The 25,253-nt window shown below is 71.3% G+C and carries 23 protein-coding genes and 1 other RNA gene; 21 read left to right on the forward strand and 3 right to left on the reverse strand.

Annotated features, from left to right (window positions below; genetic code table 11):
• Positions 1-284: 284 nt before the first annotated feature.
• The 4 genes from EES42_RS40570 (at position 285) to EES42_RS40585 (ending at position 5,908) form a co-directional block, all read left to right on the forward strand.
• Complete coding sequence (locus EES42_RS40570; protein WP_124723228.1) at positions 285-1,937, forward strand: serine/threonine-protein kinase; 1,653 nt, start codon at positions 285-287, stop codon at positions 1,935-1,937.
• A 194-nt stretch (positions 1,938-2,131) separates the two neighbouring features.
• Entirely contained in the window at positions 2,132-3,370 is a 1,239-nt protein-coding gene (locus tag EES42_RS40575; protein ID WP_124723229.1) for a serine/threonine-protein kinase, read from the forward strand.
• A gap of 128 nt (positions 3,371-3,498) precedes the next feature.
• Entirely contained in the window at positions 3,499-4,605 is a 1,107-nt protein-coding gene (gene prfB, locus EES42_RS40580) for a peptide chain release factor 2 (protein ID WP_124723230.1), read from the forward strand.
• Positions 4,606-4,984: 379 nt separating this feature from the next.
• Positions 4,985-5,908 (forward strand): hypothetical protein, encoded by a 924-nt coding sequence (locus tag EES42_RS40585; RefSeq protein WP_124723231.1) that lies wholly within the window; start codon positions 4,985-4,987, stop codon positions 5,906-5,908.
• Positions 5,909-6,052: 144 nt separating this feature from the next.
• On the opposite strand, the gene EES42_RS40590 is transcribed toward EES42_RS40585, so the two are convergent.
• Positions 6,053-6,253: a hypothetical protein gene (locus EES42_RS40590; protein ID WP_124723232.1), complete on the reverse strand. Its 201-nt coding sequence runs from the start codon at positions 6,251-6,253 to the stop codon at positions 6,053-6,055.
• A 269-nt stretch (positions 6,254-6,522) separates the two neighbouring features.
• On the opposite strand from EES42_RS40590, the gene ftsE reads away from it, so the two are divergent.
• The 7 genes from ftsE (at position 6,523) to EES42_RS40625 (ending at position 11,897) form a co-directional block, all read left to right on the forward strand.
• The gene (gene ftsE / locus EES42_RS40595; RefSeq protein WP_124723233.1) at positions 6,523-7,212 is read left to right on the forward strand and encodes a cell division ATP-binding protein FtsE; all 690 of its coding nucleotides are present in this window, start codon (positions 6,523-6,525) and stop codon (positions 7,210-7,212) included.
• Positions 7,213-7,235: 23 nt separating this feature from the next.
• A complete protein-coding gene (ftsX, locus tag EES42_RS40600) occupies positions 7,236-8,153 on the forward strand; it encodes a permease-like cell division protein FtsX (RefSeq protein ID WP_124723234.1) in 918 nt (305 codons plus the stop codon).
• 67 nt (positions 8,154-8,220) lie between these two features.
• Positions 8,221-9,429 carry a S41 family peptidase gene (locus EES42_RS40605; protein ID WP_124723235.1) on the forward strand — a complete coding sequence of 403 codons (1,209 nt, stop codon included), beginning with the start codon at positions 8,221-8,223 and terminating at the stop codon, positions 9,427-9,429.
• Positions 9,430-9,447: 18 nt separating this feature from the next.
• Positions 9,448-9,936, forward strand: a complete 489-nt coding sequence (gene smpB, locus EES42_RS40610; protein WP_124723236.1) for an SsrA-binding protein SmpB — start codon at positions 9,448-9,450, stop codon at positions 9,934-9,936.
• A 118-nt stretch (positions 9,937-10,054) separates the two neighbouring features.
• Positions 10,055-10,424: a transfer-messenger RNA gene (gene ssrA / locus EES42_RS40615) on the forward strand.
• Positions 10,425-10,626: 202 nt separating this feature from the next.
• Positions 10,627-11,400, forward strand: coding sequence for a glycosyltransferase family 2 protein (locus tag EES42_RS40620; protein ID WP_124723237.1), 774 nt, complete (start codon positions 10,627-10,629; stop codon positions 11,398-11,400).
• Between the two features lie 41 nt (positions 11,401-11,441).
• Positions 11,442-11,897, forward strand: coding sequence for a VOC family protein (locus EES42_RS40625; RefSeq protein ID WP_124723238.1), 456 nt, complete (start codon positions 11,442-11,444; stop codon positions 11,895-11,897).
• A gap of 187 nt (positions 11,898-12,084) precedes the next feature.
• Here the strand turns inward: EES42_RS40625 and EES42_RS40630 are convergent, their stop codons facing one another.
• Positions 12,085-13,344 carry an MFS transporter gene (locus EES42_RS40630; RefSeq protein WP_206433831.1) on the reverse strand — a complete coding sequence of 420 codons (1,260 nt, stop codon included), beginning with the start codon at positions 13,342-13,344 and terminating at the stop codon, positions 12,085-12,087.
• Between the two features lie 82 nt (positions 13,345-13,426).
• Here EES42_RS40630 and EES42_RS40635 point away from each other — a divergent pair, with 82 nt between their 5' ends.
• The 4 genes from EES42_RS40635 to EES42_RS40650 all read left to right on the forward strand — a co-directional run bounded on the left by EES42_RS40635 (position 13,427) and on the right by EES42_RS40650 (position 16,939).
• Positions 13,427-14,437 (forward strand): LysR family transcriptional regulator, encoded by a 1,011-nt coding sequence (locus EES42_RS40635; protein ID WP_124723239.1) that lies wholly within the window; start codon positions 13,427-13,429, stop codon positions 14,435-14,437.
• Positions 14,438-14,612: 175 nt separating this feature from the next.
• On the forward strand, positions 14,613-15,821 hold the full coding sequence (locus EES42_RS40640) for a uroporphyrinogen-III synthase (protein ID WP_124723240.1): 1,209 nt from the start codon (positions 14,613-14,615) through the stop codon (positions 15,819-15,821).
• Between the two features lie 89 nt (positions 15,822-15,910).
• Entirely contained in the window at positions 15,911-16,285 is a 375-nt protein-coding gene (locus EES42_RS40645; RefSeq protein WP_124723241.1) for a DUF4259 domain-containing protein, read from the forward strand.
• Positions 16,286-16,375: 90 nt separating this feature from the next.
• Positions 16,376-16,939, forward strand: a complete 564-nt coding sequence (locus EES42_RS40650; protein WP_124723242.1) for a GNAT family N-acetyltransferase — start codon at positions 16,376-16,378, stop codon at positions 16,937-16,939.
• 24 nt (positions 16,940-16,963) lie between these two features.
• Here EES42_RS40650 and EES42_RS40655 read toward each other — a convergent pair whose 3' ends face one another.
• Positions 16,964-17,515 (reverse strand): GNAT family N-acetyltransferase, encoded by a 552-nt coding sequence (locus tag EES42_RS40655; RefSeq protein WP_124723243.1) that lies wholly within the window; start codon positions 17,513-17,515, stop codon positions 16,964-16,966.
• A gap of 117 nt (positions 17,516-17,632) precedes the next feature.
• Between EES42_RS40655 and EES42_RS40660 the strand changes: the two genes are divergently transcribed.
• The 6 genes from EES42_RS40660 (at position 17,633) to EES42_RS40690 (ending at position 25,082) form a co-directional block, all read left to right on the forward strand.
• The gene (locus EES42_RS40660; RefSeq protein WP_124723370.1) at positions 17,633-18,244 is read left to right on the forward strand and encodes a CGNR zinc finger domain-containing protein; all 612 of its coding nucleotides are present in this window, start codon (positions 17,633-17,635) and stop codon (positions 18,242-18,244) included.
• Between the two features lie 212 nt (positions 18,245-18,456).
• Positions 18,457-19,110 carry a sigma-70 family RNA polymerase sigma factor gene (locus EES42_RS40665; protein ID WP_124723244.1) on the forward strand — a complete coding sequence of 218 codons (654 nt, stop codon included), beginning with the start codon at positions 18,457-18,459 and terminating at the stop codon, positions 19,108-19,110.
• Positions 19,107-20,006, forward strand: a complete 900-nt coding sequence (locus EES42_RS40670; protein WP_124723245.1) for an anti-sigma factor family protein — start codon at positions 19,107-19,109, stop codon at positions 20,004-20,006. Before EES42_RS40665 ends, EES42_RS40670 begins: the two co-directional genes overlap by 4 nt.
• 104 nt (positions 20,007-20,110) lie before the next feature.
• Positions 20,111-22,501 (forward strand): HelD family protein, encoded by a 2,391-nt coding sequence (locus EES42_RS40675; protein WP_206433836.1) that lies wholly within the window; start codon positions 20,111-20,113, stop codon positions 22,499-22,501.
• A 460-nt stretch (positions 22,502-22,961) separates the two neighbouring features.
• Positions 22,962-24,398 carry an NAD-dependent malic enzyme gene (locus EES42_RS40680; RefSeq protein ID WP_124723247.1) on the forward strand — a complete coding sequence of 479 codons (1,437 nt, stop codon included), beginning with the start codon at positions 22,962-22,964 and terminating at the stop codon, positions 24,396-24,398.
• 402 nt (positions 24,399-24,800) lie between these two features.
• Positions 24,801-25,082 (forward strand): HU family DNA-binding protein, encoded by a 282-nt coding sequence (locus tag EES42_RS40690; protein WP_003968811.1) that lies wholly within the window; start codon positions 24,801-24,803, stop codon positions 25,080-25,082.
• The last annotated feature ends 171 nt before the right edge of the window (positions 25,083-25,253 follow it).

The raw sequence follows: 25,253 nt of genomic DNA on the forward strand, positions 1-25,253 counted from the left end.
GGAACCGTTCCGCAAGAGCCTCCGGGACGGTTTGTCGTACACGTGTGCGGCAACCATCCGCCCGATGTGAGCGTCTTGTTCCGCAACGGCCCGGTACCGCCTCGGGCGGCACCGGCCGCGGTGGGCGGGTGCACGCCGCAGGACGGCACCCGGCGGCCTTCCGGGCGGCAACGGCAGCCTTCCGGGCGGCCACGGCAGTTTGACGACAGGCCCTAGAGTTGGGCCGGAACTCCCGGCGGATCCGGGAACACCGTAAGCACCACGATCTACAGGGAGCGCATGACGTGCGGCCGGTAGGCAGCAAGTACCTCCTGGAGGAGCCGCTCGGACGCGGCGCCACGGGCACCGTCTGGCGTGCCCGCCAGCGGGAGACCGCGGGCGCCGAGGCGGCCGTCGCCGGCGAGCCCGGCGAGACCGTGGCGATCAAGGTCCTGAAGGAGGAGCTCGCCAACGACGCCGACGTCGTGATGCGGTTCCTGCGCGAGCGCTCCGTGCTGCTGCGGCTCACCCACGAGAACATCGTGCGTACCCGCGACCTGGTCGTCGAGGGCGACCTCCTCGCCCTCGTCATGGACCTGATCGACGGCCCCGACCTGCACCGCTACCTCCGCGAGAACGGCCCGCTCACCCCGGTCGCCGCCGCGCTGCTCACCGCGCAGATCGCGGACGCGCTCGCCGCCAGCCACGCCGACGGCGTCGTGCACCGCGACCTGAAGCCGGCCAACGTCCTGCTCGACGAGCGCGACGGCCAGATGCGCCCGATGCTCACCGACTTCGGCATCGCCCGCCTGGCCGACTCCCCGGGGCTCACCCGGACCCATGAGTTCGTCGGCACCCCCGCCTACGTGGCGCCCGAGTCCGCCGAGGGCCGCCCGCAGACCTCCGCCGTCGACATCTACGGCGCGGGCATCCTGCTCTACGAGCTGGTCACCGGCCGCCCGCCGTTCGCCGGCGGCACCGCCCTCGAAGTGCTGCACCGCCACCTCAGCGAGGAGCCCCGCCGCCCCTCCAACGTCCCGGCCCCGCTGTGGACGGTGATAGAGCGCTGCCTGAGCAAGGACCCCGACCGGCGGCCCAGCGCCGAGAACCTGGCCCGCGGTCTGCGCACCGTCGCGGCCGGCATCGGTGTGCACGCCAGCTCCGCCCAGATCGCCGCGGCCGACGGCGTGGGTGCCCTGCTCGCCCCCGACCCGGCGCCCGCCGCCGTTCCGGAGACCCCCGGCGCGGCGGACCCGACGCAGGTGCTGCCGAGCAACGCCGGCTCGTACGACCCGAACGCCGCCACCAGCGTCATGCAGCACGCCCCCGGCCCGGGTGGCCACGCCGACCCGACCTCGGTCATGCCGCCCGTGCCGCCGCGTCCGGACGGAGCTCCGGAGCCCGACGGTCCGCACCCCTGGCAGTCCCAGCTCCAGGCGGCCCGCGACCGCAACGAGCAGACCCAGGTCCAGTACCTCGACCCGGGCCAGGACCCGCTGCGCCGCCGCCCCCAGCGCCCGCAGCCCCAGCAACAGCAGCCTCAGCGGCGCCAGCAGCCGCCGCCCCAGCAGTACCAGCAGCCGCAGCAGCAGTACCCCCAGCACCGGCAGCAGCAGTACCAGCCGCAGCCCCAACAGCAGCCCCAGCGGCAGCAGTACGCGCCTCCGCAGCAGCCGGCGCCCCAGCCGCCGGCCCCGCGTCAGCCCCGCGAGCCGAGGCAGCGCAGCGCCAACCCGATGCGGATCCCCGGCCTCGGCTGCCTCAAGGGCTGCCTGTTCACCCTGGTGCTGCTGTTCGTCGCGGGCTGGCTGATCTGGGAACTGACCCCGCTGCAGGACTGGATCGGCCAGGGCAAGAGCTACTGGAAGGCGATCGGCGACGCGATCTCCACCGTCACCGACTGGATCTCGGAACTGGGCGGCGGCAGCGACAGCGGCGGCGGCAACACCGGCCCCTGAGCGGCCGCAACACCATCAATTCTGTAGCTATTTCTGTAGCTATATCGACTTCCGCGGGCCAGTTTCCACCGCATATCGCCCGCGGAAGTGAAGGTTGGCACCATCCCGGGCACTCAACCCCCCGGCCGACGCGTAACTTTGTCGACCGGGGGGTCATGAGCGACGGTCCATCGCCAGCCGCTGAGGGAGCAGTCTTGGCACGGAATATCGGCAGCCGGTACACCGCACACCAGATCCTGGGGCGCGGCAGCGCCGGCACGGTCTGGCTCGGCGAGGGGCCAGAGGGCCCGGTGGCCATCAAGCTGCTCCGCGAGGACCTCGCGTCCGACCAGGAACTCGTGGGCCGCTTCGTCCAGGAGCGCACCGCCCTGCTCGGGCTCGACCATCCGCACGTGGTAGCCGTCCGCGACCTCGTGGTGGACGGCAACGACCTGGCGCTGGTCATGGACCTGGTGCGCGGCACCGACCTGCGCACCCGGCTGGACCGCGAACGCCGCCTCGCGCCCGAGGCCGCCGTGGCGATCATCGCGGACGTCGCCGACGGCCTCGCCGCCGCACACGCCGCCGGTGTGGTCCACCGCGACGTCAAGCCGGAGAACATCCTGCTCGACATGGAGGGCCCGCTCGGCCCCGGCAACTCGCACCCGGCGCTGCTCACCGACTTCGGCGTGGCCAAGCTGATCGACACCCCCCGCCGCACCAAGGCCACCAAGATCATCGGCACGCCGGACTACCTGGCGCCCGAGATAGTCGAGGGGCTGCCGCCACGCGCCGCCGTCGACATCTACGCCCTCGCGACGGTCCTGTACGAACTGCTCGCCGGCTTCACGCCCTTCGGCGGCGGACACCCCGGCGCCGTACTGCGCCGGCACGTCACGGAGACAGTCGTACCGCTCCCCGGCATCCCCGACGAACTCTGGCAGCTCCTGGTCCAGTGCCTGGCCAAGGCCCCCGCCTCCCGGCTGCGCGCCTCCGAGCTTGCGGCCCGGCTGCGCGAGCAGCTCCCGCACCTGGCCGGCATCCCGCCGCTCGACGTGGACGAACCGGACACCGAGCCGGAACCCCAGGCGTACGACGAGCAGCAGTACGCCCCCGCCCCCGAGGAGCCCCGCCGCCGAGGCGCGGTCCCGCTGGTCCCCGGCTCGTCCGCCGACGCCAACCGCGACACCCACACGAGCATGCGCGTCCCGGCCCCCGACGAACTCTCCGGCGGCCCCCGCGGCACCGCCAGGGCCCCCCGCTCCCCGGGCACGCCCCGCCCCGGCTCGGCCCGCAACAAGTCCGCCGCCGTCCGCAAGCGCCGCCTCACCCTGGGCGCCGCGGCCCTGGTGCTGCTCGTCGCGCTGGGCGTGGGCGGCTGGCTGGCCCTGAGCGACGACGACGCGGGCGCACCCGCGAAGGAGACGGGGACCTCGGCACCCGGCACGCCCTGACCCGAGCGGCTTCGCGGGGCCGTTCCGGCGGACCCGGAGCGGCCCGCGAAGGCGCCCGGCACCCGGCTGCGAGGTCCTGATCATGTGGTCCGAGGAACGTCCGTGCCGACAGCCGTTACGCTGGACCCGTGGCAGTCGTCGATATTTCCGAAGAGCTGAAGTCCCTCTCCTCGACCATGGGGTCGATCGAGGCCGTCCTGGACCTGGATGCGCTGAGGGCGGACATCGCCGCGCTCGAGGAGCAGGCGGCCGCGCCTTCCCTCTGGGACGACCCCGAGGCGGCGCAGAAGATCACCAGCAAGCTTTCGCACCTCCAGGCCGAGGTCCGCAAGACCGAGGCCCTCCGCGGCCGGATCGACGATCTCGAAGTCCTCTTCGAGCTCGCCCAGGACGAGGGCGACGCCGACGCCCTGGCCGAGGCCGAGTCCGAGCTGGAGTCGGTCCGCAAGGCGCTGGACGAGATGGAGGTCCGTACGCTCCTCTCCGGCGAGTACGACTCCCGCGAGGCCCTGGTCAACATCCGCGCCGAGGCCGGTGGCGTGGACGCGGCCGACTTCGCCGAGAAGCTCCAGCGCATGTACATCCGCTGGGCCGAGCGGCACGGCTACAAGACCGAGGTCTACGAGACGTCGTACGCGGAGGAGGCCGGCATCAAGTCGACCACCTTCGCCGTCCAGGTGCCGTACGCCTACGGCACGCTCTCCGTCGAGCAGGGCACCCACCGGCTCGTCCGGATCTCGCCCTTCGACAACCAGGGCCGCCGCCAGACGTCCTTCGCGGGCGTCGAGGTGCTGCCGGTGGTCGAGCAGACCGACCACATCGAGATCGACGAGTCCGAGCTGCGCGTGGACGTGTACCGCTCGTCGGGCCCCGGCGGCCAGGGCGTCAACACCACGGACTCGGCGGTCCGTCTGACCCACCTCCCGACCGGCATCGTGGTCTCCTGCCAGAACGAGCGCTCGCAGATCCAGAACAAGGCATCCGCGATGAACGTCCTCCAGGCGAAGCTCCTCGAACGCCGACGCCAGGAGGAGCAGGCCAAGATGGACGCCCTCAAGGGCGACGGCGGCAACTCCTGGGGCAACCAGATGCGGTCGTACGTCCTGCACCCGTACCAGATGGTCAAGGACCTGCGTACGGAGTTCGAGATGGGCAACCCGGAAGCGGTCTTCAACGGCGAGATCGACGGCTTCCTGGAGGCGGGCATCCGCTGGCGCAAGCAGCGGGAGAAGTAGGAACGGCAAGCGTTCACGGCGGTGCCGGAAACCCTGCGGGGTCTCCGGCACCGCCGTTTTCGTCGGGCGCACGGGGCAGTCCCCGAAGGGGAGTTGGAGTTCCGGGTTGCGCGGGAGCTGTGGTGAGTCCGTCACAGTCGTGACTCCGAATGGAGACCAACTCCCTTCAAATCGGTTCATATTGCACGGAACGGCCTTGACGTAGTCCTTAACTGTGGACAGGGTGCTAGGGCAGCATGCGTATGTCTGGGACGGGTGTGAACGGGGGCGGGCGGCATGACCACGGCTCCATGTGGCGCTGTTCGGAGCGAACCCCGCAGAGCCGGGGCCCGCATATGGCTGCTCCACTGACGAGAACAGCTACTGGGGGTAGCAGCACATGACGAAGAAGACGCGAGTCCGCGTCGCGCGGATCGCCGCGGGTGCGGTCATCGCCGCGGGCGCCTCGCTCACCGCCGCCGGTGCGGCTTCGGCGGTCGGGATCGGTGTCGACCTCGGCGGCATCTCCGCGAAGGCGGAGGCCGACGAGAGCGGCCTGGGTATCGACGCCGACATCAAGTCTCCCGAGGGTGACTCCGACGGCGGCGGCGACCTGGGCGGCGTGGACGCCGGGACCGACGCGGGTACCGACGCCGGTACCGATGCGGGTACGGACGCCGGGACCGACGCGGGCACCGACGCCGGTACGGACGCGGGTACGGACGCCGGGACCGATGCGGGCACCGATGCGGGTACGGACGCCGGGACCGACGCGGGCACCGACGCCGGTACGGACGCGGGCACCGACGCCGGAACCGATGCGGGTACGGACGCCGGTACGGACGCGGGCACCGACGCCGGTACGGACGCCGGAACCGACGCCGGAAACGACAACGGCGGCAACGGCAACAACGGTGGCAACGGCAACGGCGGCCACGACAACGGCGGTGGCAACGGCAACGGTGGCCACCAGTCCGGCGGCAACGGCAGCAACGGCGGCAACGGCAACGGCGGTAACGGATCCTCCGGCAACGGTGGCACGGACAACGGCGGCACCACCGGTAACGGCGGTACCACCGGCTCCGCCACCGGCGGCGACACCGGCAACTGCACCGTCGACCTCGACGGCGCGAACTGCGCGGACAACACCACTCCCGACTCCGCCGGCAACCAGCCGGTCGAGCAGGGCAAGGGCAAGGACGAGCTCGCCGAGACCGGTGCCGCCGAGACCACGTTCCTGCTGGTCGGCGCCGCGACGATGATCGCCGGAGGCATCGGCTTCCGGGTCATGCCGCGCCTGATGAACGGCCGTACGGTCGCCTAAGGGTCACCTGCGGTAACAGAGCGACACAGAGGGGCCCGGGACGCCGATCGGCATCCCGGGCCCCTCCACGTACACGTCCCGACGCCTGCGGGCGACCGGGTGGAGCGCGCGGTCATATGTCCGCGCAGCTACTTGCCCGCGCGGCTACACGCTCTGGTGCGCCAGCAGCGCCAGCGCGCCCAGCAACACCACCAGCAGGGCCACCAGCATCACCGGGTTCAGCCCGGCGAACATTCCCTGCTCCTGTTCCTGCTGCAGCCGCGCACGGCTCGCCCGGCACACGGGGCAACGGCCCTCGTTGACGGGCGCCGCGCAGTTCGCGCACACCAGTCGGTCATAGGTCATGCGCTTTCCTCCTCCCGCGCGGCGGAGCCGCATACGCTTTCTCTCCGCACAACGCTCATGGAAACGCAACCGTTCCCCCTACCACTGTGCCAGCTCGCGCGGATTTCGGCGCGGCCCGCCGGACATCACCCGTTCCGTCGCGCTTCGGACCCGCGTCCGGCCGGTACCGTTCCGCCATAAATCGCCCATCCCCGGACGCGCGCCTGCACGCCTCAGTCCGGGTCGCGTATGGTCACGCACACCTACTCCCGGCCGACCGTGGTGCATCCGTGATCCGATTCGACAACGTCTCCAAGACCTACCCGAAGCAGAGCCGTCCCGCTCTACGGGATGTGTCTCTCGATATCGAGAAGGGCGAGTTCGTCTTCCTGGTGGGCTCATCCGGCTCCGGCAAGTCCACCTTCATGCGACTCATCCTCCGTGAGGAGCGCGCCAGCCAGGGCATGGTCCACGTCCTGGGCAAGGACCTCGCGCGCCTGTCCAACTGGAAGGTGCCGCACATGCGGCGCCAGCTGGGCACCGTGTTCCAGGACTTCAGGCTCCTGCCCAACAAGACCGTTGCGGAGAACGTGGCGTTCGCCCAGGAGGTCATCGGAAAGCCGCGCGGCGAGATCCGCAAGGCGGTGCCCCAGGTTCTCGACCTGGTCGGCCTCGGTGGCAAGGAGGACCGGATGCCCGGTGAGCTCTCCGGTGGTGAGCAGCAGCGCGTGGCGATCGCGCGGGCGTTCGTGAACCGCCCCATGCTGCTGATCGCGGACGAGCCGACCGGCAACCTCGACCCGCAGACCTCCGTCGGCATCATGAAGCTGCTGGACCGGATCAACCGGACCGGTACCACCGTGATCATGGCGACCCACGACCAGAACATCGTCGACCAGATGCGCAAGCGCGTCATCGAGCTGGAGCAGGGCCGTCTCGTACGTGACCAGGCCCGCGGCGTCTACGGCTACCAGCACTGAGCATCGAGCACTGAAAGGACGCCATGCGCGCCCAGTTCGTCCTGTCGGAGATCGGCGTCGGCCTCCGTCGCAACCTCACGATGACCTTCGCCGTCGTCGTCTCCGTCGCCCTCTCGCTCGCCCTGTTCGGCGGCGCGCTGCTCATGCGCGAGCAGGTCAGCACGATGAAGGACTACTGGTACGACAAGGTCAACGTCTCGATCTTCCTCTGCAGCAAGAGCGATGTGACCTCGACGCCCAAGTGTGCCAAGGGTGCCGTCACGGCGGAGCAGAAGAAGCAGATCGAGGGCGACCTCCACAAGATGGACGTCGTCGACACGGTCACGTACGAGTCCGCCGACCAGGCGTACAAGCACTACCAGGACCAGTTCGGCGACTCGCCCATGGCGAGCAACATCACGCCGGACCAGATGCAGGAGTCGTTCCGGGTCAAGCTCCACGACCCGAAGAAGTACAAGGTCGTCGCCACCGCCTTCGCCGGCCGTGACGGGGTGCAGTCCGTCCAGGACCAGAGAAGCATCCTGGACAACCTCTTCCAGCTGATGAACGGCATGAATGTGGCCGCCCTCTTCGTGATGGCGCTGATGCTGGTCATCGCGCTGATGCTGATCGTGAACACCGTCCGGGTGTCCGCGTTCAGCCGACGGCGCGAGACCGGCATCATGCGGCTCGTCGGGGCCTCGGGCTTCTACATCCAGATGCCGTTCATCATGGAGGCTGCGTTCGCCGGTCTCATCGGTGGTGTCCTGGCCTGCGTGATGCTGCTGGCGGGCCGGTACTTCCTGATCGACGGCGGCCTGGCACTCCAGAGCAAGCTGAATCTGATCGACTTCATCGGCTGGGACGCGGTCTTCACCAAGCTGCCCCTGGTCCTGGCGATCGGCCTGCTGATGCCCGCCGTTGCCGCGCTCTTCGCGCTCCGCAAGTACCTCAAGGTGTGACAAGCGCCCCCCGGCCGCGCGGCCAACCGGCCGTGCGGCCGGGGGGCGTTGTCCTAGACTCGGCGCCATGTCGGGCCCCACGCAGTGTTTCGGGCCCCGCGGCGTGCGCCGCGGGGCGGCTCTGACATTGGTTTTCGCCGGTGTGCTGGCCACCGCCGCGGTCACCGGCTCGCTGCCGCGCGGCAGCGGGAAGTCCGAGTCCTTCGCGACCCGTTCCGTGGCCTCCACCGTCGACCGCGACGAGGTGGCGGACGCCGCCGCGCGGGCCGTGGCCGACGGCAAGTCCGGCAAGGAGGCGGCCGAGGAGGTCGTCAGCCGCAGCGGCGACCGCTGGGGCGCGGTGTACGACGAGCGGCAGTACGAGGAGTTCGAGCAGGCCCTGGACGGCTCGTACACCGGCGTCGGGATCTCCGCGAAGCGCTCCGCCGACGGGCAGGTCGAGGTGGCCCGGGTACAGCCCGGCAGCCCCGCCGACCGGGCCGGCATCGAGCCCGGCGACCTGCTCCGTACGATCGACGGCCAGCGGGTCGACAGGCGTCCCGTGGCCGAGGTCGTCGCCCTGCTGCGCGGGGACCGTACGGAGGCCGCCGAGGGCTCCACCGTTGTCCTGGGCGTCGCGCGCGGCGACCGCCGGCGGACCGAGACACTGCACCGGGCCAGACTCACCACCGAGCCCGTGACCGTGCGACGACTGGGACCGCCCCGCTCCGCCGCCTCCTCTTCTTCCTCCTCTTCCTCCGGGGCCGTGATGATCGAGGTCGACTCGTTCACCAGGGGCTCGGGCGCCAAGGTCCGTGACGCGGTCCGGGGCGCCCCGTCCGACGCCGGGGTGCTGCTCGACCTCCGCGGCAACTCCGGCGGCCTGGTCACCGAGGCCGTCACCGCCGCCTCCGCCTTCCTGGACGGCGGCCTGGTCGCCACGTACGACGTGCACGGCGAGCAGCGCGCCCTGTACGCGGAGCCGGGCGGCGACACCGAACGCCCCCTCGTCGTCCTGGTCGACGGCGGCACGATGAGCGCCGCCGAACTCCTCACCGGTGCCCTCCAGGACCGGGGCCGCGCCGTCACCGTCGGCTCACGGACCTTCGGCAAGGGATCGGTCCAGATGCCGAGCAAGCTCCCGGGCGGCTCGGTGGCCGAGCTGACCGTGGGCCACTACCGCACCCCGGCGGGGCGCAGCGTCGACGAACGCGGCATCACCCCGGACCTCACGGTCGACTCGAAGGCCGAGCAGCGGGCCGAAACAGTATTGAGTGGCCTCGGGGGTGGGTCGTAGTGCGAAAATGGCCGCACTATGGCTAAGGAAAAGGACACGGGGCGCAAGCTCATCGCGCAGAACAAGAAGGCGCGGCACGACTACCACATCCTCGACACCTACGAGTGCGGTCTCGTGCTCATGGGCACCGAGGTCAAGTCGCTGCGGCTGGGCCGGGCCTCCCTGGTGGACGGCTTCGTCCAGATCGACCGCGGCGAGGCGTGGCTGCACAACATCCATGTCCCCGAGTACGTGCAGGGGACCTGGACCAACCACTCGGCCAAGCGGAAGCGCAAGTTGCTGATGCACCGGGCCGAGATCGACAAGCTGGAGTCGAAGTCGGGCGAGACCGGCCACACGATCGTGCCGCTCGCGCTGTACTTCAAGGACGGCCGGGTCAAGGTCGAGATCGCGCTCGCCAAGGGCAAGAAGGAGTACGACAAGCGCCAGACCCTCCGCGAGAAGCAGGACACGAGGGAGACCAACCGCGCGATCTCGGCGGCGCGCAGGCGCCAGCGGAGCGCGTAGGACCGTGCCCGGCCCGGCTCCGCCGGGCGGCGGCAGGAATAGGCTGGCATCGTCGCGCGTTGGTCACGTACGATGGCACTGCACTCCACAGCGGGTGCACGCATTGAAAACAAAACATGGGGATGATCGGTTTCGACAGCGGATGTCGAAGCAGGGGAAGCGTGTCGAGGAAGCGGCAATGATCTCGTAAACCATATGTCGCAACCAATAATCGCCAACACCAAGCGCGATTCCTTCGCCCTCGCTGCCTAAGTAGCGACTTGCGAAGTGTCAGCCCGGGGGTGATCCCGACCCGGATCCTGGCATCATCAAGGGATCTAAACTTCTAGACCCGGTCACGGGGCCTGGAAGGAAATCAAACAGTGACTGAGCCCGTCGGAGACTTGTTCGCGTGATCTCCGGGGCTGAGAAAAGCGCAGCGAACTGCACACGGAGAAGCCCTGATTCTGCACCGTTGGACGCGGGTTCGATTCCCGCCATCTCCACAATTCCCATGTGAGCCTCTGCCCTGCGAATGTCTTCGCGGGGCAGAGGCGTTTTCATGCCCGGCGTACGGGTGCCTCGGCGGCGCGGATGGCCGGCGGCAGCCCCCGCACGGCCCTGACCAGCGACAACGGCATGCGTGGCAGCTCCTGCTCGATCGCAGTGCTTGAATGGACCGACGTTCATGACTGAGTAAGGAGAAGTGCTGTGCCCCTGGTGTCTGTCGTGATGCCCGTGTACAACTCGGCGGCCACTCTCGGCGCGGCGGTCCGGTCGGTGCTCACGCAGACCCACAGCGACCTGGAGCTGCTGATCACCGACGACAAGTCGTCCGACGGCTCCATGGACCTGCTCATGGAGTTCGCCCGGCAGGACGATCGCGTCCTGCCGGAATCGGCCCCCGAACAGGGCGGTGCCGGCCGGGCGCGCAACCTTGCCATCGAGCGGGCCCGGGGGGACTACGTCGCCTTTCTCGACAGTGACGACATGTGGCTTCCGGAGAAGACCGAGCGGCAACTCGATTTCGCTGCGGCAGGTGATGCGCCTCTGACGTTCACCTCCTACTACAAGATGGACGCCGATTATGAGGGTGAAAGCACTGATTTCATCCCGAATGGGCGTGTGGTCCGAGCGAGAGAGCGTGTGGACTACCGCGCGATGCTGGTCCGGGACTACATCGGCGCACTGACCGCCATGTATGACCGCAACGCCCTTGGCACGCGGCTGATGCCGGAGATGCGGAAGAGGCAGGACTACGCCCTGTGGCTGTCGATCATGCGTGACGGTGCCGCCGCCCGGGGCCTCCTCGAACCGCTGGCGGTGTACAGGGCCCACCAGGCAGGTTCGCTGTCCTCCAACAAGCTGTCGCTCGTCCAGTACAACTGGGCGCTGTACCGCGAGCAGGAGAGTCTGTCGGTGCCCCGGGCGACGCGGGCGCTGACCGGTGCCGTGTGGCAGTCGCTGCGCAACTCGCGGATCTAGGAAGCGGATCGCCTGTCAGACCTGTCTGGGATGGTCCGGACATGGAGATGACAATGCAGCTGACGATCGACTGCTCGGATCCGCAGGCAATGGTGACTTTCTGGGCAGAGGCCCTGGGCTATGTGCCGGAGCCCCCGCCTGGCGGGCACGCCACGTGGCGTGCCTACTGGGCGGCGATGGGGGTGCCCGAGGCGGAGCTGCCGGCCGGTGCCGGGGACATTCCGGAGTCGATCATCGATCCTGCGGGACGTGGGCCGAGGGTGTGGTTCCAGCAGGTTCCGGAGCCGAAGGCCGCCAAGAACCGGTGGCACTTCGACCTGAAGGCCGGTGGGGGCCGTGACGTCCCGCTGGACGTCCGCACGCAGCGGGTCAAGGCTGCGGTGGAACGGCTGGTCAAAGCCGGTGCCACGGTGCTGCGGATCAAGGACGAGCCGGGCATGGGGCTCTATGCCGCCGCCATGCAGGACCCCGAGGGCAACGAATTCGACGTCGTCTGAGGGCCGTCGCCCCGTAGCGGACGGAGAGCCCGTCGTACCTCGTGGCCGCTGCCCTGTGCTTTTCGGGTCGGCCGGTCCCGCACTCGACCGCATGGCGCTCGCGGTGATCCACCACCGGGGGCCGGATGCCGCGCACGCCGGGGGCCGGTTCCCTCGCACGCCGGGGGCCGGTTCCCTCGCACGCCGGTCACCGCCCCCGGGGAACCCGGACCCCGGCCGTCGCGACGGCCAGCGCCAGGGCCGCCGCGCAGACCGGTACGACGTACCCCGTCACCTGTCCCGTGTGCTCGACCATCCAGCCGCCGGTCGCCGAGCCCGCCGCGATTCCGCCCAGCAACGCGGTCACGGCCAGCGTCATGCCCTCGTTCAACTGGCCTTCCGGGGTGAGGCGTTGCACCAGGGTCATCCCGGTCACCATGGTCGGGGCCGTCGCCGCGCCGGCCAGCAGGAGTGCGCCGGCGAGGGCGGGCAGGGAATCGGTCGAGGCGGCGGCGAGGAGCGGGAGAGACATCAGGGCCGTCATTCCGGTCAGGCAGCCGAGCAGCCGGCGCCGGATGTCCGAGGCCGGGCGCAGCGATCCGTACAGCAGCCCGGCCACGCATGAGCCGGCCGCCTGGAGTGCCAGGATCGCGCCCCCGGCGTGGGCGATCGTGACGACCTCCATCGCGCCGAAGACCGCGCCGGTGGCGAGGAAGGCGGCGAGCAGCGCAGGCATGCCCGGGGTGCGGAGCGGGGTGCCCGCGTGGGTGCGGGGGGACACGGGGGGTTCGGTGGCGCGCTGGGCGGCGAAGATCAGTACGCCGGTCATCAGCAGGACCGCCCCGACGAGCGTTCCGGCCTCCGGGAAGAGCGCCGCGCACAGCAGTGCGGCCAGCGCCGGGCCGAGCATGAAGCAGAGTTCGTCCGCGGCCTGTTCGAAGGAGTTCGCGGTGTGCAGGGCGGCCGGGTCGCCCCGGTGCAGATGGGCCCAGCGGGCCCGGGACATCCCGCCCGTGTTGGGAGTGGTGGCGGTCGCCGCGTAGCAGGCGAAGAGGGTCCAGGCCGGGGCGTCGTAGTGCACGCAGAGCAGCAGGGCGAGCGAGCCGAGCGCGGCGATCGCGGTGGCGGGCACCGCGATCCTGGCCTGCCCGTACCGGTCGACGAGCCGGGCCGTCCAGGGGGCGACCACCGCCGTGGCGGCGAGGCCGGTCGCGGTGACCGCCCCGGCCAGGGCGTACGAGCCGCGCGAACCGGCGATCATGATGACCGCGCTGACGCTGAACATCCCCATCGGCAGCCGGGCGATGAGATTGCCCGCGGTGAAGGCGCGGGCGCCCGGGGTGGCGAGCAGCCTGCGGTACGGGTTGGTGGACGCCCGCCGGGCGGGGGCGGTGCGCGGGGCGATGACCAGCAGGCCACCGGAGACGGTGAGCAGGGGAGTGGTGGCGGGCTTTCTCTCGTACGGCATGGATCAAGCCTCGGGGCGCACGGTGTCCGGGGTCCAACACCTGCTCCGTACCGATTGACGCATCTGTGTTGTAAATTCTGGTGTGGCCTTCTCCGATGACGATCCGGGTGCCTGGACGCGTTCCGCCGACACCCACGCCGACCCCCGGCTGCTCCGGGCCTTCGTCGCGGTCGCCGAGGAGCTGCACTTCACCCGCGCCGCCGCCCGGCTCTACATCGCCCAGCAGGCGCTGAGCCGCGACATCCGCCGGCTGGAGCGCGAGCTGGGTGCGGAGCTGTTTGTACGGACCACCCGGCAGGTCGCCCTCACCGCCGACGGCGAGCGGCTGCTGCCGTACGCGCGACGGGTGCTGGACGCGCACGCCGAGCTCACCGCGGCCTTCGCCGACCCCGCGGCCCGGCCGCTGTTCGTCGATCTCAACACCGACGGCATGGCGGCCGCCCGGGTACTGGCCCGCGCCCGCGAACTGGCCCCGGCGTGCGAGCTGATGGCCCGGTTCGAGAGTGGTCTGACCTGGGCCGCGGGCGAGATCCTCGCCGGGCGGCTCGATGTCTCCTTCGGCCGGGCCGCCGGACTCGACCCCGGGGTACGGGCCCGGCTGGGTATGCGGCCGGTGCGGTACGAGCCGATGGCCGTGCTGCTCCCCGACGACCACCCGCTCGCCGCGCGCGAGACCGTCGCGCTCGGCGACCTGGCCGGGGAGACCGTCTACGCGGGCGACGGAAACCCGCGCACGAAGGAGTGGACGGACTTCGCCCGGCTGCTCTTCGCCGAGTGGGGCATCGAACTGGCGCCGCCCGTTCCGCTCGCGATAGGCGTGGCCGAATTCCAGCGGGTCATGGCCAAGGACCGGAACCCGGTGCTCGCCGTGGTCGACTTCCCGCCGATGCCCGGCACCGTGGTGCGTCCGCTGGTACGGCCCGTGCCGCTCTCGCCGCTCCTGCTGGTCTGGCGCAAGGGGCTGCGCCATCCCGGCCTGGACGCCCTGTGCGAAGCGGCGGCCCGGCTGGGCACCGAGGAGGGCTGGATGGTGCGTCCGGACGACAGCTGGCTTCCCGGGCCCGACGCGGCCCTGATGCTGGAGTCCGGCTGAGCGGGCGCGGTGTGCCCGAGGTATACCTTCGCCGGGCCGGGCACCGGTACGACCGCCTGGTGTCCGGTGACGTAACGGGCGGGAAATACGGGTGAACCAGCCCTGTCACGCATCATTGGCAGGCTCGCCCCTCGGCATCATCGGGCAGCAGCGGGACGAGAGCCGGGAAGACCACATGCACCAGGACGAACAGCACGGGCCCCTCGCGGGCTTCACCGTCGGGGTCACCGCCGCACGGCGCGCGGAGGAGTTCGGCGCGCTGCTGGAACGACGCGGCGCCACGGTCCTGCACGCACCCGCCCTGCGGATCGTGCCGCTCGCCGACGACGGCGAACTCCTCGCCGCCACCCGTTCGATCGTCGGGTCCGCCCCCGATGTGGTCGTCGCCACCACCGCGGTCGGCTTCCGCGGCTGGATCGAGGCCGCCGCGGACTGGGGCCTGGGCGAGCGGCTGCTGGCGGCTCTGGGCGGCGCCGAACTGCTGGCCCGCGGCCCCAAGGTCAAGGGCGCCGTCCGGGCCGCCGGGCTGACCGAGACGTGGTCACCCGCCTCCGAGTCCATGGCCGAGGTCCTGGAACGGCTCCTGGACGAGGGCGTGGCGGGCCGCCGCATCGCCCTCCAACTGCACGGCGAACCCCTCCCCGGCTTCATCGAGTCGCTGCGCGCCGGCGGCGCCGAGGTCCTCGCCGTACCCGTCTACCGCTGGACGGACCCCGAGGACATCGCCCCGCTCGACCGGCTGCTCGACACCACCCTCGCCCGCGGTCTGGACGCCCTCACCTTCACCAGCGCCCCGGCCGCCGCCTCACTGCTCGGCCGGGCCGAGAAACGCGGGCTGCTCCCGGAGCTCCTGAGCGCGCTGCGCGAAGACGTCCTCGTGGCCTGCGTGGGACCGGTCACCGCCCTGCCGTTGCAGGCCCGGGGCATCGGAACCGTCCAGCCGGAACGTTTCCGGATCGCCCCGCTCGTCCAGCTGATCTGCCAGGAACTCCCCGCCAGGGCACCGGCGTTGCCGGTCGCCGGTCACCGGGTCGAGATCCGGGGCCATGCCGTGATCGTCGACGGCGAGCCGCGCCCGGTGCCGCCCGCCGGGATGGCGCTGCTGCACACCCTGGCCCGCCGGCCGGGCTGGGTGGTGGCCCGCGCCGATCTGCTGCGGGCGCTGCCGGGTGGCGGCACGGACGAGCACGCGGTGGAGACGGCCATGGCGCGGCTGCGTACGGCACTGGGCGCGCCCCGCCTGATCCAGACGGTCGTCAAGCGCGGCTACCGGCTGGCGCTGGACCCGGTGGTGGCGGTGGACGGTGGGGTGGATGACGGGGTGGACGACAGGGCGGACGACGGAGTGGGTGGCGGGGCGGATGGTGGTCCGGCGCGGTCATGACCGCGTTGCCGGTTTCTCCGGCGGGGTCCGTTGTCAGTGCCGCTTGTTACAACGGACGCAGGCAGGAAAGACCAGTGGGAGGGGGCCCTGTGGGTACCTGGGGCAGCGGGAATTTCGACAGTGACACGGCCGCGGACCATCTGTCCGGCATCACCGGACGTCTCGTCTCGGAGATCGAGGAGGCGATGGCCGGCGACCCGGTCGGCCTGGAGCCCGACGAGTACGACGGCGTCGCCGTGCCGTGCAACGTCGAGCTGCTGTGCCTGATGGCGGAGCAGGGGTATGTGGGCGCGGGTGTGCCGGAGCCTGCGGTGGTCGAGAAGTGGAAGAAGACGTTCATGGACGTGTGGGAGCGGACCATCGACGGCCTGGAGCCCGGGCAGGGGTACAAGGAGGACAGACGCGCGGAGCTGATCCGTACCTTCGACCGGCTGGCGGCTTTGGCGGACCGGGAGCACGCCTAGGAGTAAGGGGGCGCGAGGGGGCGTGAAGTGGGCGCATGGCAGGCGCGGGGCTGGCATGGTGCCGGAATCGTGCCGGGATAGCGTGCGGGGATGAACCATGACATCCACCGGCTCGACGGGGAAGTACGACTCCGTCCCGTCACCCCGGACGACGCCGCCTCCCTCGCCGTCGCACTGACCCGCAGCCGCACGTACATGCAGCCCTGGGAGCCCGTGCGGCCCGACTCCTTCTACACCGAGCAGGGGCAGCGGGAGCGGCTGGCAGCGCTGCTCGCGGACCGTGACGCGGGACGGGCGATGCCCTGGGTGCTCGCCGACGAGGAGGACCGCGCGATCGGCGCGTTCAACCTGAACAGCATCGTGCTCGGGCCGTTCCGCAGCGGGACGCTCGGCTACTGGGTCGACGTCGAGCACGCGGGCCGCGGTCTCGCCACGGCCGCCGTGGAGCGGATCTGCGAGCTGGCCGGGGATGAGCTGCGCCTGCACCGGGTGGAGGCGGGGACGGTGGTGGACAACTTCGCCTCGCAGCGGGTGCTCGCCAAGTGCGGCTTCGAGCAGTTCGGGATGGCCCCGCGCTACCTCCACATCAACGGCGAGTGGCGCGACCACTGCCTGTTCCAGCGGATCCTGCACGACGGTCCGCCCACGGGCTGAGCGACCGGCCGGGGCAGTCGGCCGTCAGAGGTCCCCGGTGCGCAGCCGTGCGTGCCGATGCCCGTCCAGCGGCCACGGCGGCCGCGCCGGAAGCACCTCCGCGAAGCCGTACCCGCTCTTCTCCGCGACCCGGCAGGATGCCTCGTTGCCCACCTGGTGCAGCAGGTCGAGCCGCGTCAGCGCGTCCTTGGCGAACGTCTCGAACGCCCAGTCGCCGAGGGCCCCGAGCGCCAGTGGTGCGATCCCGCGGCCGCGGGCGGGGGCAGCGGTCCAGTAGCCGACCTCCGCGTTGTCCGAGCCCGGTGCGGGGTACTTGAGCGCCACATTGCCGACCGGTTCGCTCCCGTGATCGCGGTCCACCACCGCGAAGCTGAAGTAACTGCCGGACTCCCACCCTTCCTGCCGCACCCGCAGCCACCGCTGCGCCGTCGCCTCGTCCCTGACCTGGGACCGCAGCATGGTGCGCATCGCGGGATCTAGGTACGCCTCGATCAGCGCCGGGACGTCCTCGGCCAGCCAGGGCCGGAGCAGGAGCGGCCCGGCCGAGAGGGTGGTGGAGACGGGGTCGTCGTTCATCCGGACACCGTACGGCGCCCGCGCGACGACCCGTGGGGCGGCAGGGGTTCCGGGCGGGCGCCGCGAGGGGCACCCTGGGGGAGACCCCACCGGTGACCCCGAGGCGGTGACATGCGCATGGCGGCCGGCAAGAGTTCGTGCGACTGGCGGTTCGACTCAGGTCGGCCCTGCCTGGACCTGGTGGCGACAGGGGTCGGAACCACCGGCGCGTGTGAACTGCTCGACTGTGCCGAGCGGCTCGCGGACTGGCTCCTCGCCGCCGGACTCGTACCGGACGGCACCCGCCTCGACGCCGTGGACGAGAGCTGGGTGGTGCGCTTCCGGCAGTTGCGGACCGGCGTCGAACGGCTGCTGACTGCCGAACTCGGCGGCCGTGGCGCCGGGAGCGCCCTGGAACGGGTCAACGCGCTCGCCGCCGAGGCGCCACCGGGCCTGCGGGCCGTGCGCGGCAGCGGCGGCAGGCTGGTACGGGCACTGAGCGACGATCCCGAGTGCGGCGCACTGCTGGCCGCCGTCGCCCGCGACGCCGTGGAACTCCTCACCGACCCCGTGGCGCGGGCCGGGCTGCGCCGCTGCGAGGCCGACAACTGCCGCCGTCTCTACCTGGACACCTCGCGCGGCCGGCGCCGCCGCTGGTGCTCCGGCGAGGTCTGCGGGAACCGCGAGCGGGTGGCCCGGCACCGGCGTCGGGCGGCGGCCTCGGCGGTGCCGGACGCGGCTGTTCCGTAGCGGGGGTGGAGGGCGGCTGTCCCGTAGCGGGTGGAGGACCCCGGGCCGGGGCCCTGAAGAATCCTGCGGCCGGTCCGCAGGAATCGCGCGGTCGGTCCGAAAAGAATCCTCGGCCGGTCCGAAAGATTCCTCGGCCGGTTTGAACGGATCGCGGTCCGTCCCCGTATTCGATGACCTAGGAGCTCCACAGGGTTTCGACCGGGAGGGTTCGGGTGCGCAAGGATGCGGCCGTGGCCGGTGATCGTCCGCACAGAGCTCGGCATCGCGGCGAGCAGCCACCGTCACTCGCCCCGCCCCCGCCCCCGCACGCCTCCGCGTCCTTCTCCGCGTCCTCGCCCCCCTCCTCGTCGCCTTGCGCCGTCCCGGACGAGGAGCTGATGCGGGCGCTCTACCGCGAGCATGCCGGGCCCCTGTTCGCGTACGTGCTCCGGCTGGTCGCCGGTGACCGGCAGCGCGCCGAGGACGTGGTGCAGGAGACGCTCATCCGGGCCTGGAAGAACGCCGGGCGGCTGGGCGGCGCGACCGGATCGGTCCGGCCCTGGCTGGTGACGGTCGCCCGGCGCATCGTCATCGACGGTCACCGCAGCAGACAGGCCCGGCCGCCCGAGGTCGATCCGTCGCCGCTGGAGGCAGTGCCCGCGGAGGACGAGATGGAGAAGGCGCTGTGGCTGATGACGCTGTCCGAGGCGCTCGACGATCTGACCACCGCGCACCGGGAGGCCTTGGTCGAGACCTACTTCAAGGGCCGCACGGTCAGTGAGGCGGCCGAGGTGCTGGGCATTCCGAGCGGGACGGTACGGTCGCGGGTCTTCTACGCACTGCGCTCGATGAAGCTCGCACTGGAGGAGAGGGGGATCACCGCATGAACGACGACCACGAGTGGGAGCCCTTCGGGCTCAGGCCGACCGGCCCCCGCGGCCCCGTCGGCCCTGTCGACCTCTCCGGCCTCTCCGGCCTTTCCGACCTCTCCACCCCCGTCGACCCGGCCGGGCACGACGCCGCCGGTGCGTACCTCCTCGGTGTTCTCGACGACGCCGAGGCGTCCGTCTTCGAGGCGCACCTGGCCGGCTGCGACCTGTGCGCCGCCAGGCTCGACGAGCTCGCCGGCCTGGAACCCGTGCTCGCGCGGGTCTCCGAGTCCCGGGGTGCGCCCGCCGCCCGGTACGTACCGGGGCAGCCCGGCCCCCACGTGCTGGAGCGGCTGGTCGACGAGGTGACGGCCGGGCGGCTCCGGCGCAGGCGCCGCTCCGTGTTTCTGGTTGCGGCAGCGGTGGCGCTGATCATCGGCGGCCCGGTGGTCGCGGTCCTGGCGGGCGGCGGCGACGGACCGACGACGCGGGCGGCCGGACCGTACCCCACCGGCTCCACCGCCCCCACGAACCCCACCGGCTATACCGACCCCGCCGAGGGCGTCGCTTTCCGCCGCATGCCGGAGAAGGTGCGGGCCACCGATCCCCGCACCCGGGTCTCCGCCTCGGTCGGCATGGCGGAGAGGCCCTGGGGCACCAGCACCGTGCTGGAGCTCAGGAACGTGACGGGCCCGCAGAAATGCCGCCTGATCGCGGTGTCGAGGACCGGCGAGGAAGAGGTCGTCACCTCCTGGTCCGTACCGGAGTGGGGGTACGGCATCGAGGACTCCCCGTACCCGGGTGCGGAATACCCGCTCTATGTCTCCGGCGGTGCGGCCATGGGGCGGGGCGACATCGACCATTTCGAGGTGCGTACGTTCGACGGCAGGCGGCTGGTCGAGGTCGATGCCTGACCGAGACCCCCGGCAGACCATTTCGAGACGCGCGGCAGGTGCGCGGCGGGTCACCCTTCGCATAAGGTTGACGGCTGCCCAATGCACGTCAGAAGGGGGCCTCGGTGGCCGCGCAGGATGCCGCTGTCGATTCGTTGCGGGACCGGGAAATCGGTGTCGAGCAGGAACATCTCGACCGTGTTTATCACCGCCTTGAGGAGAAGATCCACGAGGCGGAATTTCTCATGAATGACGCCGTCAAGCGCGGCCAGGTGGGTACCCCGGGGGCGCTCGCCGAGCGCGACGCCCAGGTGTTCCGGGCCGGAATCCACCTCAACCGGCTGAACAGCGAGTTCGAGGACTTCCTCTTCGGGAGGATCGACCTGCTGCTCGGCAAGGACGGCGTACGCGGCCCGGACGGCGCGTACACCTCCGTCGAACCGGCCGAGGACGCGGTACGCGACGACAGTTCGGCCGAGATCGCGGAGACGCTGCACATCGGCCGGATCGGGGTCCTCGACTCCGACTACGCGCCGCTGGTCATCGACTGGCGCGCGCCGGCTGCCGCACCGTTCTACCGGTCGACGCCGAAGGAACCCGGCAGGGTCGTGCGCCGCCGGGTCATCCGCTCCAAGGGCCGCAAGGTACTCGGGGTCGAGGACGACCTGATGCGCCCCGAGCTGACCGCGTACCTGGACGGCGCCGAGCTGCCGGTGATCGGGGACGGCGCCCTGATGGCTGCGCTCGGCCAGGCCCGCAGCCACACCATGCGGGACATCGTCTCCTCCATCCAGGCCGAACAGGACCTGGTGATCCGCGCCCCCGCCGCCTCGGTCACCGAGGTCTCCGGCGGCCCCGGCACCGGCAAGACGGCCGTCGCCCTGCACCGCGCCGCGTACCTCCTCTACCAGGACCGGCGGCGTTACGCGGGCGGCATCCTCGTCGTATCGCCGACCCCGCTCCTGGTCGCGTACACCGAAGGCGTGCTGCCCTCGCTGGGCGAGGAGGGGCAGGTCGCGATCCGTGCCGTCGGCTCGCTCTCCGACGAGGCGGCCGGCGTCGAGGGCGCCACCACCTACGACGACCCCGCCGTCGCCCGGATCAAGGGCTCCTCGCGGATGCTCCAGGTGCTGCGCAAGGCGTCCCGGGGCGCACTGGAACAGCCCGGTACGTCCCGCAGGGCGGCGGCGGACCGGGACGGCCAGCTGTCCTTCGGCGACGAGGACGCGGAAACCGACGCCGCCCCGGCCACCCCCACCCGGCTGCGGGTCGTCGCGTTCGGCGCCCGCGTCGAGCTGAACGCCGACGAACTCCACCGCATCCGGCAGTCCGTCCTCGGCGGCACCGCACCGGTCAACCTGCTGCGCCCGCGCGCCCGCAGGCTGCTGCTGGACGCCCTGTGGAACAAGTCCTCGGGCCGGGGCCGCTACACCGACCCGGAACTCGCCGCCGAGCTGCGCTCCTCCTTCGACGAGGACGTCTCCACCGAGACGGACTTCCTCGACTTCCTGAACGCCTGGTGGCCCGAGCTGACCCCGCGCGGGGTGCTCGCGGCGATGGCCGACGAGAAGCGGCTCGGCCGCTGGGCCCGCCGGGTCCTCAACCAGGGCGAGGTGCGCCGTTTCGCCCGCTCCCTGAAGCGGCTCGACAGCGCGGGGAACGGGCCGCTGTCCGTGCACGACGTGGCCATCCTCGACGAGCTCCACACGCTGCTGGGCACCCCGCACCGGCCGAAGAAGAAGCGCGAACTCGACCCGCTGGACCAGCTCTCCGGGCTGGAGGAGCTGATGCCGCAGCGCGAGGAGACCCAGCGCGAGCGCGCCGAGCGGCTGGCGGCGGAGCGCACGGAGTACGCGCACGTCATCGTCGACGAGGCGCAGGACCTGACGCCCATGCAGTGGCGGATGGTCGGCCGCCGCGGCAGGCACGCCACCTGGACGATCGTCGGCGACCCGGCGCAGTCCTCCTGGTCCGACCCGGACGAGGCCGCCCGCGCGCGCGACGAGGCGCTCGGCAACCGGCCGCGCCGCCGCTTCACCCTCACGGTCAACTACCGCAACCCGGCGGAGATCGCCGAGCTGGCCGCCAAGGTCCTGGCGCTGGCGATGCCCGGAATGGAGTCACCGGCCGCGGTCCGCTCCACCGGAGTGAAGCCGCGCTTCGAGACCGTACGGGACGGCGATCTGGCCGCCTCGGTGCGCGAGGAGGCGCGGCGGCTGCTCGCCGAGGTCGACGGCACGGTGGGCGTGGTCGTCGCGATGAACCGCCGGGCACAGGCCCGCGGCTGGCTCGCCGAGCTGGGCGAGCGGGTGGTGGCGCTGGGCAGCCTGGAGGCGAAGGGCCTGGAGTACGACGCCACGGTGGTCGTCTCGCCCGCGGAGATCGCGGACGAGTCCCCGGCGGGCCTGCGGGTGCTGTACGTGGCGTTGACGCGTGCGACGCAGCAGCTCACGGTGGTGTCGGGGGAGCGGGACCTGCCGGACGAGGACGGAGTCCCGGACCTGCTGAGGGACTGATCGCCTGTTTTTCGGGTCAACCTGTGCTGTGGGGAATCACTTCTTCGGGGTCTTTGTTAGCCTGGTGTCGGCACCGGCTCGATCCAAGCCCCCGGGCCCAACCTTCGTCGCTACGAGCGACCACTTGCCGCGAGGCGAGCATGGCGGGTCGGTGCCGCTTGACCCAGAAGACAGACCCGCGTCACCTCCAGGTGGCGCGGGTCTGTTCTTGTTTCCGGAGTCTGTTCTTGTTTTCGGGAGTCGGCTCCCGCTTCCGGCCCGTCCGGATCGCAGCTGATCCGGACGGGGCCGGCCCGGGGCTTCCGCCGAAGCCCTCATATCTCGTATGGTGGAAATTACTTTCCGAAGAGTGGCAGTCATTACCGGCTACCGGCCAGTAGGTGCGACGATCGGGAAGCGTGTCCGAGGCGAGCGCCCCGGTCGCGCGGCAAAGAAGCTAAGGAAAGCGAAGGACTCGGCCATGGCAACGGCGCCCAGCGTCTCGTACTCGATGACGGTCAGGCTGGAGGTGCCCGCGAGCGGCACAGCGGTCTCCCAGCTCACCACGGCCGTGGAGTCCTCCGGCGGTTCGGTCACCGGCCTCGACGTGACCGCCTCCGGTCACGAGAAGCTCCGGATCGACGTCACCATCGCGGCCACCTCCACCTCGCACGCCGACGAGATCGTCGAGGGTCTGCGCGGCATCGAGGGCGTCGTCCTCGGCAAGGTCTCCGACCGTACGTTCCTGATGCACCTCGGCGGCAAGATCGAGATGGCGTCCAAGCACCCCATCCGCAACCGTGACGACCTCTCGATGATCTACACGCCGGGCGTGGCCCGGGTCTGCATGGCGATCGCCGAGAACCCCGAGGACGCCCGCCGCCTCACCATCAAGCGCAACACCGTTGCGGTCGTGACCGACGGCTCCGCCGTGCTCGGCCTCGGCAACATCGGCCCGATGGCCGCCATGCCGGTCATGGAGGGCAAGGCGGCCCTCTTCAAGCGGTTCGCCGACATCGATGCCTGGCCGATCTGCCTGGACACCCAGGACACCGACGCCATCGTCGAGATCGTCAAGGCGATCGCCCCCGGCTTCGCGGGCATCAACCTGGAGGACATCTCCGCCCCCCGCTGCTTCGAGATCGAGGCGCGGCTGCGCGAGGCCCTGGACATCCCGGTCTTCCACGACGACCAGCACGGCACCGCGATCGTCGTGCTGGCCGCGCTGACCAACGCGCTTCGCGTGGTGGGCAAGGGGATCGGGGACGTACGCGTCGTCATGTCCGGCGCCGGAGCGGCCGGTACGGCCATCCTGAAGCTCCTCATCGCCGCGGGCGTCAAGCACGCCGTCGTCGCCGACATCCACGGTGTGGTGCACGCCGGCCGCGAGGACCTCGTCTCCGCCGACGCCGACTCGCCGCTGCGCTGGATCGCCGACAACACCAACCCGGAGTCCGTCACCGGCACCCTCAAGCAGGCGGTCGTGGGCGCCGACGTCTTCATCGGCGTCTCCGCCCCGAACGTGCTGGACGGCGACGACGTCGCGGCCATGGCCGAGGGCGCGATCGTGTTCGCGCTCGCGAACCCGGACCCCGAGGTCGACCCGGCAATCGCTCGCCAGACGGCGGCAGTTGTCGCCACCGGGCGCTCCGACTTCCCGAACCAGATCAACAACGTGCTGGTCTTCCCGGGTGTCTTCCGCGGCCTGCTGGACGCCCAGTCCCGCACCGTCAACACGGAGATGATGCTCGCCGCGGCGGGCGCCCTCGCCGACGTGGTCGCCGAGGACGAACTGAACGCGAACTACATCATCCCGTCGGTCTTCAACGACCGGGTCGCGGGCGCGGTCGCCGGCGCCGTCCGGGACGCCGCGAGGGCGGCCGCCGGTACCGGCCCGGTCCCGGGCGAGCTCGGCTGACCCGGATCCTCCGGTACGACCCGGCGCGGCCCCGCAGACGCCGGCCGCGCCCGCGGCGCCCCACCCCGGTCCGGCTCACGTCGGCCCGGCCTACGGCGCGTCGCGGGTCGCGGCGCCCCAAACGCCCCTTTAGGGTGGGCGGGCGGCGCGTCCCGCCGAGCCCCGCATTCGCTGCGGAACGCTTTCGGGGAGTCGACGGAACGTCACCACGAAGAGGCCGTGGCGCTTTTCGTGTGACTCCGGAGGGTGCCGGATTGGCGTTACCGCCGCAGGTGGGGGCAGGATGCGTAATCGGGCGCGAGGGTCTGACGACAGACCCGGGTCCGGGGACTGTCCGAGGGCCCTGGCAGCATCGGCTTCGATCTCACGCCTCACAGGCAAGAAGAACACGGGAGTAACAACATGAACCGCAGTGAGCTGGTGGCCGCCCTGGCCGACCGCGCCGAGGTGACTCGCAAGGACGCCGACGCCGTTCTGGCCGCCCTCGCCGAGACCGTCGGTGAGATCGTCGCCAAGGGCGACGAGAAGGTCACCATTCCCGGCTTCCTGACCTTCGAGCGCACCCACCGTGCCGCTCGCACCGCTCGTAACCCGCAGACCGGCGACCCGATCAACATCCCGGCCGGCTACAGCGTGAAGGTCTCCGCGGGCTCCAAGCTCAAGGAAGCCGCCAAGGGCAAGTAAGCCCCACAGGCGCGACGAAGGGCGGTCACCCCACCAGGGTGACCGCCCTTCGGTGTACCGGCCCGAGAGGCCCCGTTCTGGGCCTCTGCGGCCCGGTATCGAGCCCCCGGGCCCCGGCCGGAGGGGAAACCGGGGGGAAACCGGCGGGGAACAGGGGGGCCGGAAACGAGG

Origin of the sequence: Streptomyces sp. ADI95-17 (assembly GCF_003846175.1) — a bacterium.
Classification (GTDB): domain Bacteria; phylum Actinomycetota; class Actinomycetes; order Streptomycetales; family Streptomycetaceae; genus Streptomyces; species Streptomyces sanglieri.

Excerpts from the sequence above, each read along its gene's own strand:
- EES42_RS40585 (WP_124723231.1), top strand. The coding sequence starts at position 4,985 with ATGACGAAGAAGACGCGAGTCCGCGTCGCGCGGATCGCCGCGGGTGCG.
- EES42_RS40590 (WP_124723232.1), bottom strand. The coding sequence starts at position 6,253 with ATGACCTATGACCGACTGGTGTGCGCGAACTGCGCGGCGCCCGTCAAC.
- ftsX (WP_124723234.1), top strand. The coding sequence starts at position 7,236 with ATGCGCGCCCAGTTCGTCCTGTCGGAGATCGGCGTCGGCCTCCGTCGC.
- EES42_RS40605 (WP_124723235.1), top strand. The coding sequence starts at position 8,221 with ATGTCGGGCCCCACGCAGTGTTTCGGGCCCCGCGGCGTGCGCCGCGGG.
- smpB (WP_124723236.1), top strand. The coding sequence starts at position 9,448 with ATGGCTAAGGAAAAGGACACGGGGCGCAAGCTCATCGCGCAGAACAAG.
- EES42_RS40625 (WP_124723238.1), top strand. The coding sequence starts at position 11,442 with ATGGAGATGACAATGCAGCTGACGATCGACTGCTCGGATCCGCAGGCA.
- EES42_RS40630 (WP_206433831.1), bottom strand. The coding sequence starts at position 13,344 with ATGCCGTACGAGAGAAAGCCCGCCACCACTCCCCTGCTCACCGTCTCC.
- EES42_RS40640 (WP_124723240.1), top strand. The coding sequence starts at position 14,613 with ATGCACCAGGACGAACAGCACGGGCCCCTCGCGGGCTTCACCGTCGGG.
- EES42_RS40650 (WP_124723242.1), top strand. The coding sequence starts at position 16,376 with ATGAACCATGACATCCACCGGCTCGACGGGGAAGTACGACTCCGTCCC.
- EES42_RS40655 (WP_124723243.1), bottom strand. The coding sequence starts at position 17,515 with ATGAACGACGACCCCGTCTCCACCACCCTCTCGGCCGGGCCGCTCCTG.
- EES42_RS40660 (WP_124723370.1), top strand. The coding sequence starts at position 17,633 with ATGGCGGCCGGCAAGAGTTCGTGCGACTGGCGGTTCGACTCAGGTCGG.
- EES42_RS40670 (WP_124723245.1), top strand. The coding sequence starts at position 19,107 with ATGAACGACGACCACGAGTGGGAGCCCTTCGGGCTCAGGCCGACCGGC.
- EES42_RS40680 (WP_124723247.1), top strand. The coding sequence starts at position 22,962 with ATGGCAACGGCGCCCAGCGTCTCGTACTCGATGACGGTCAGGCTGGAG.
- EES42_RS40690 (WP_003968811.1), top strand. The coding sequence starts at position 24,801 with ATGAACCGCAGTGAGCTGGTGGCCGCCCTGGCCGACCGCGCCGAGGTG.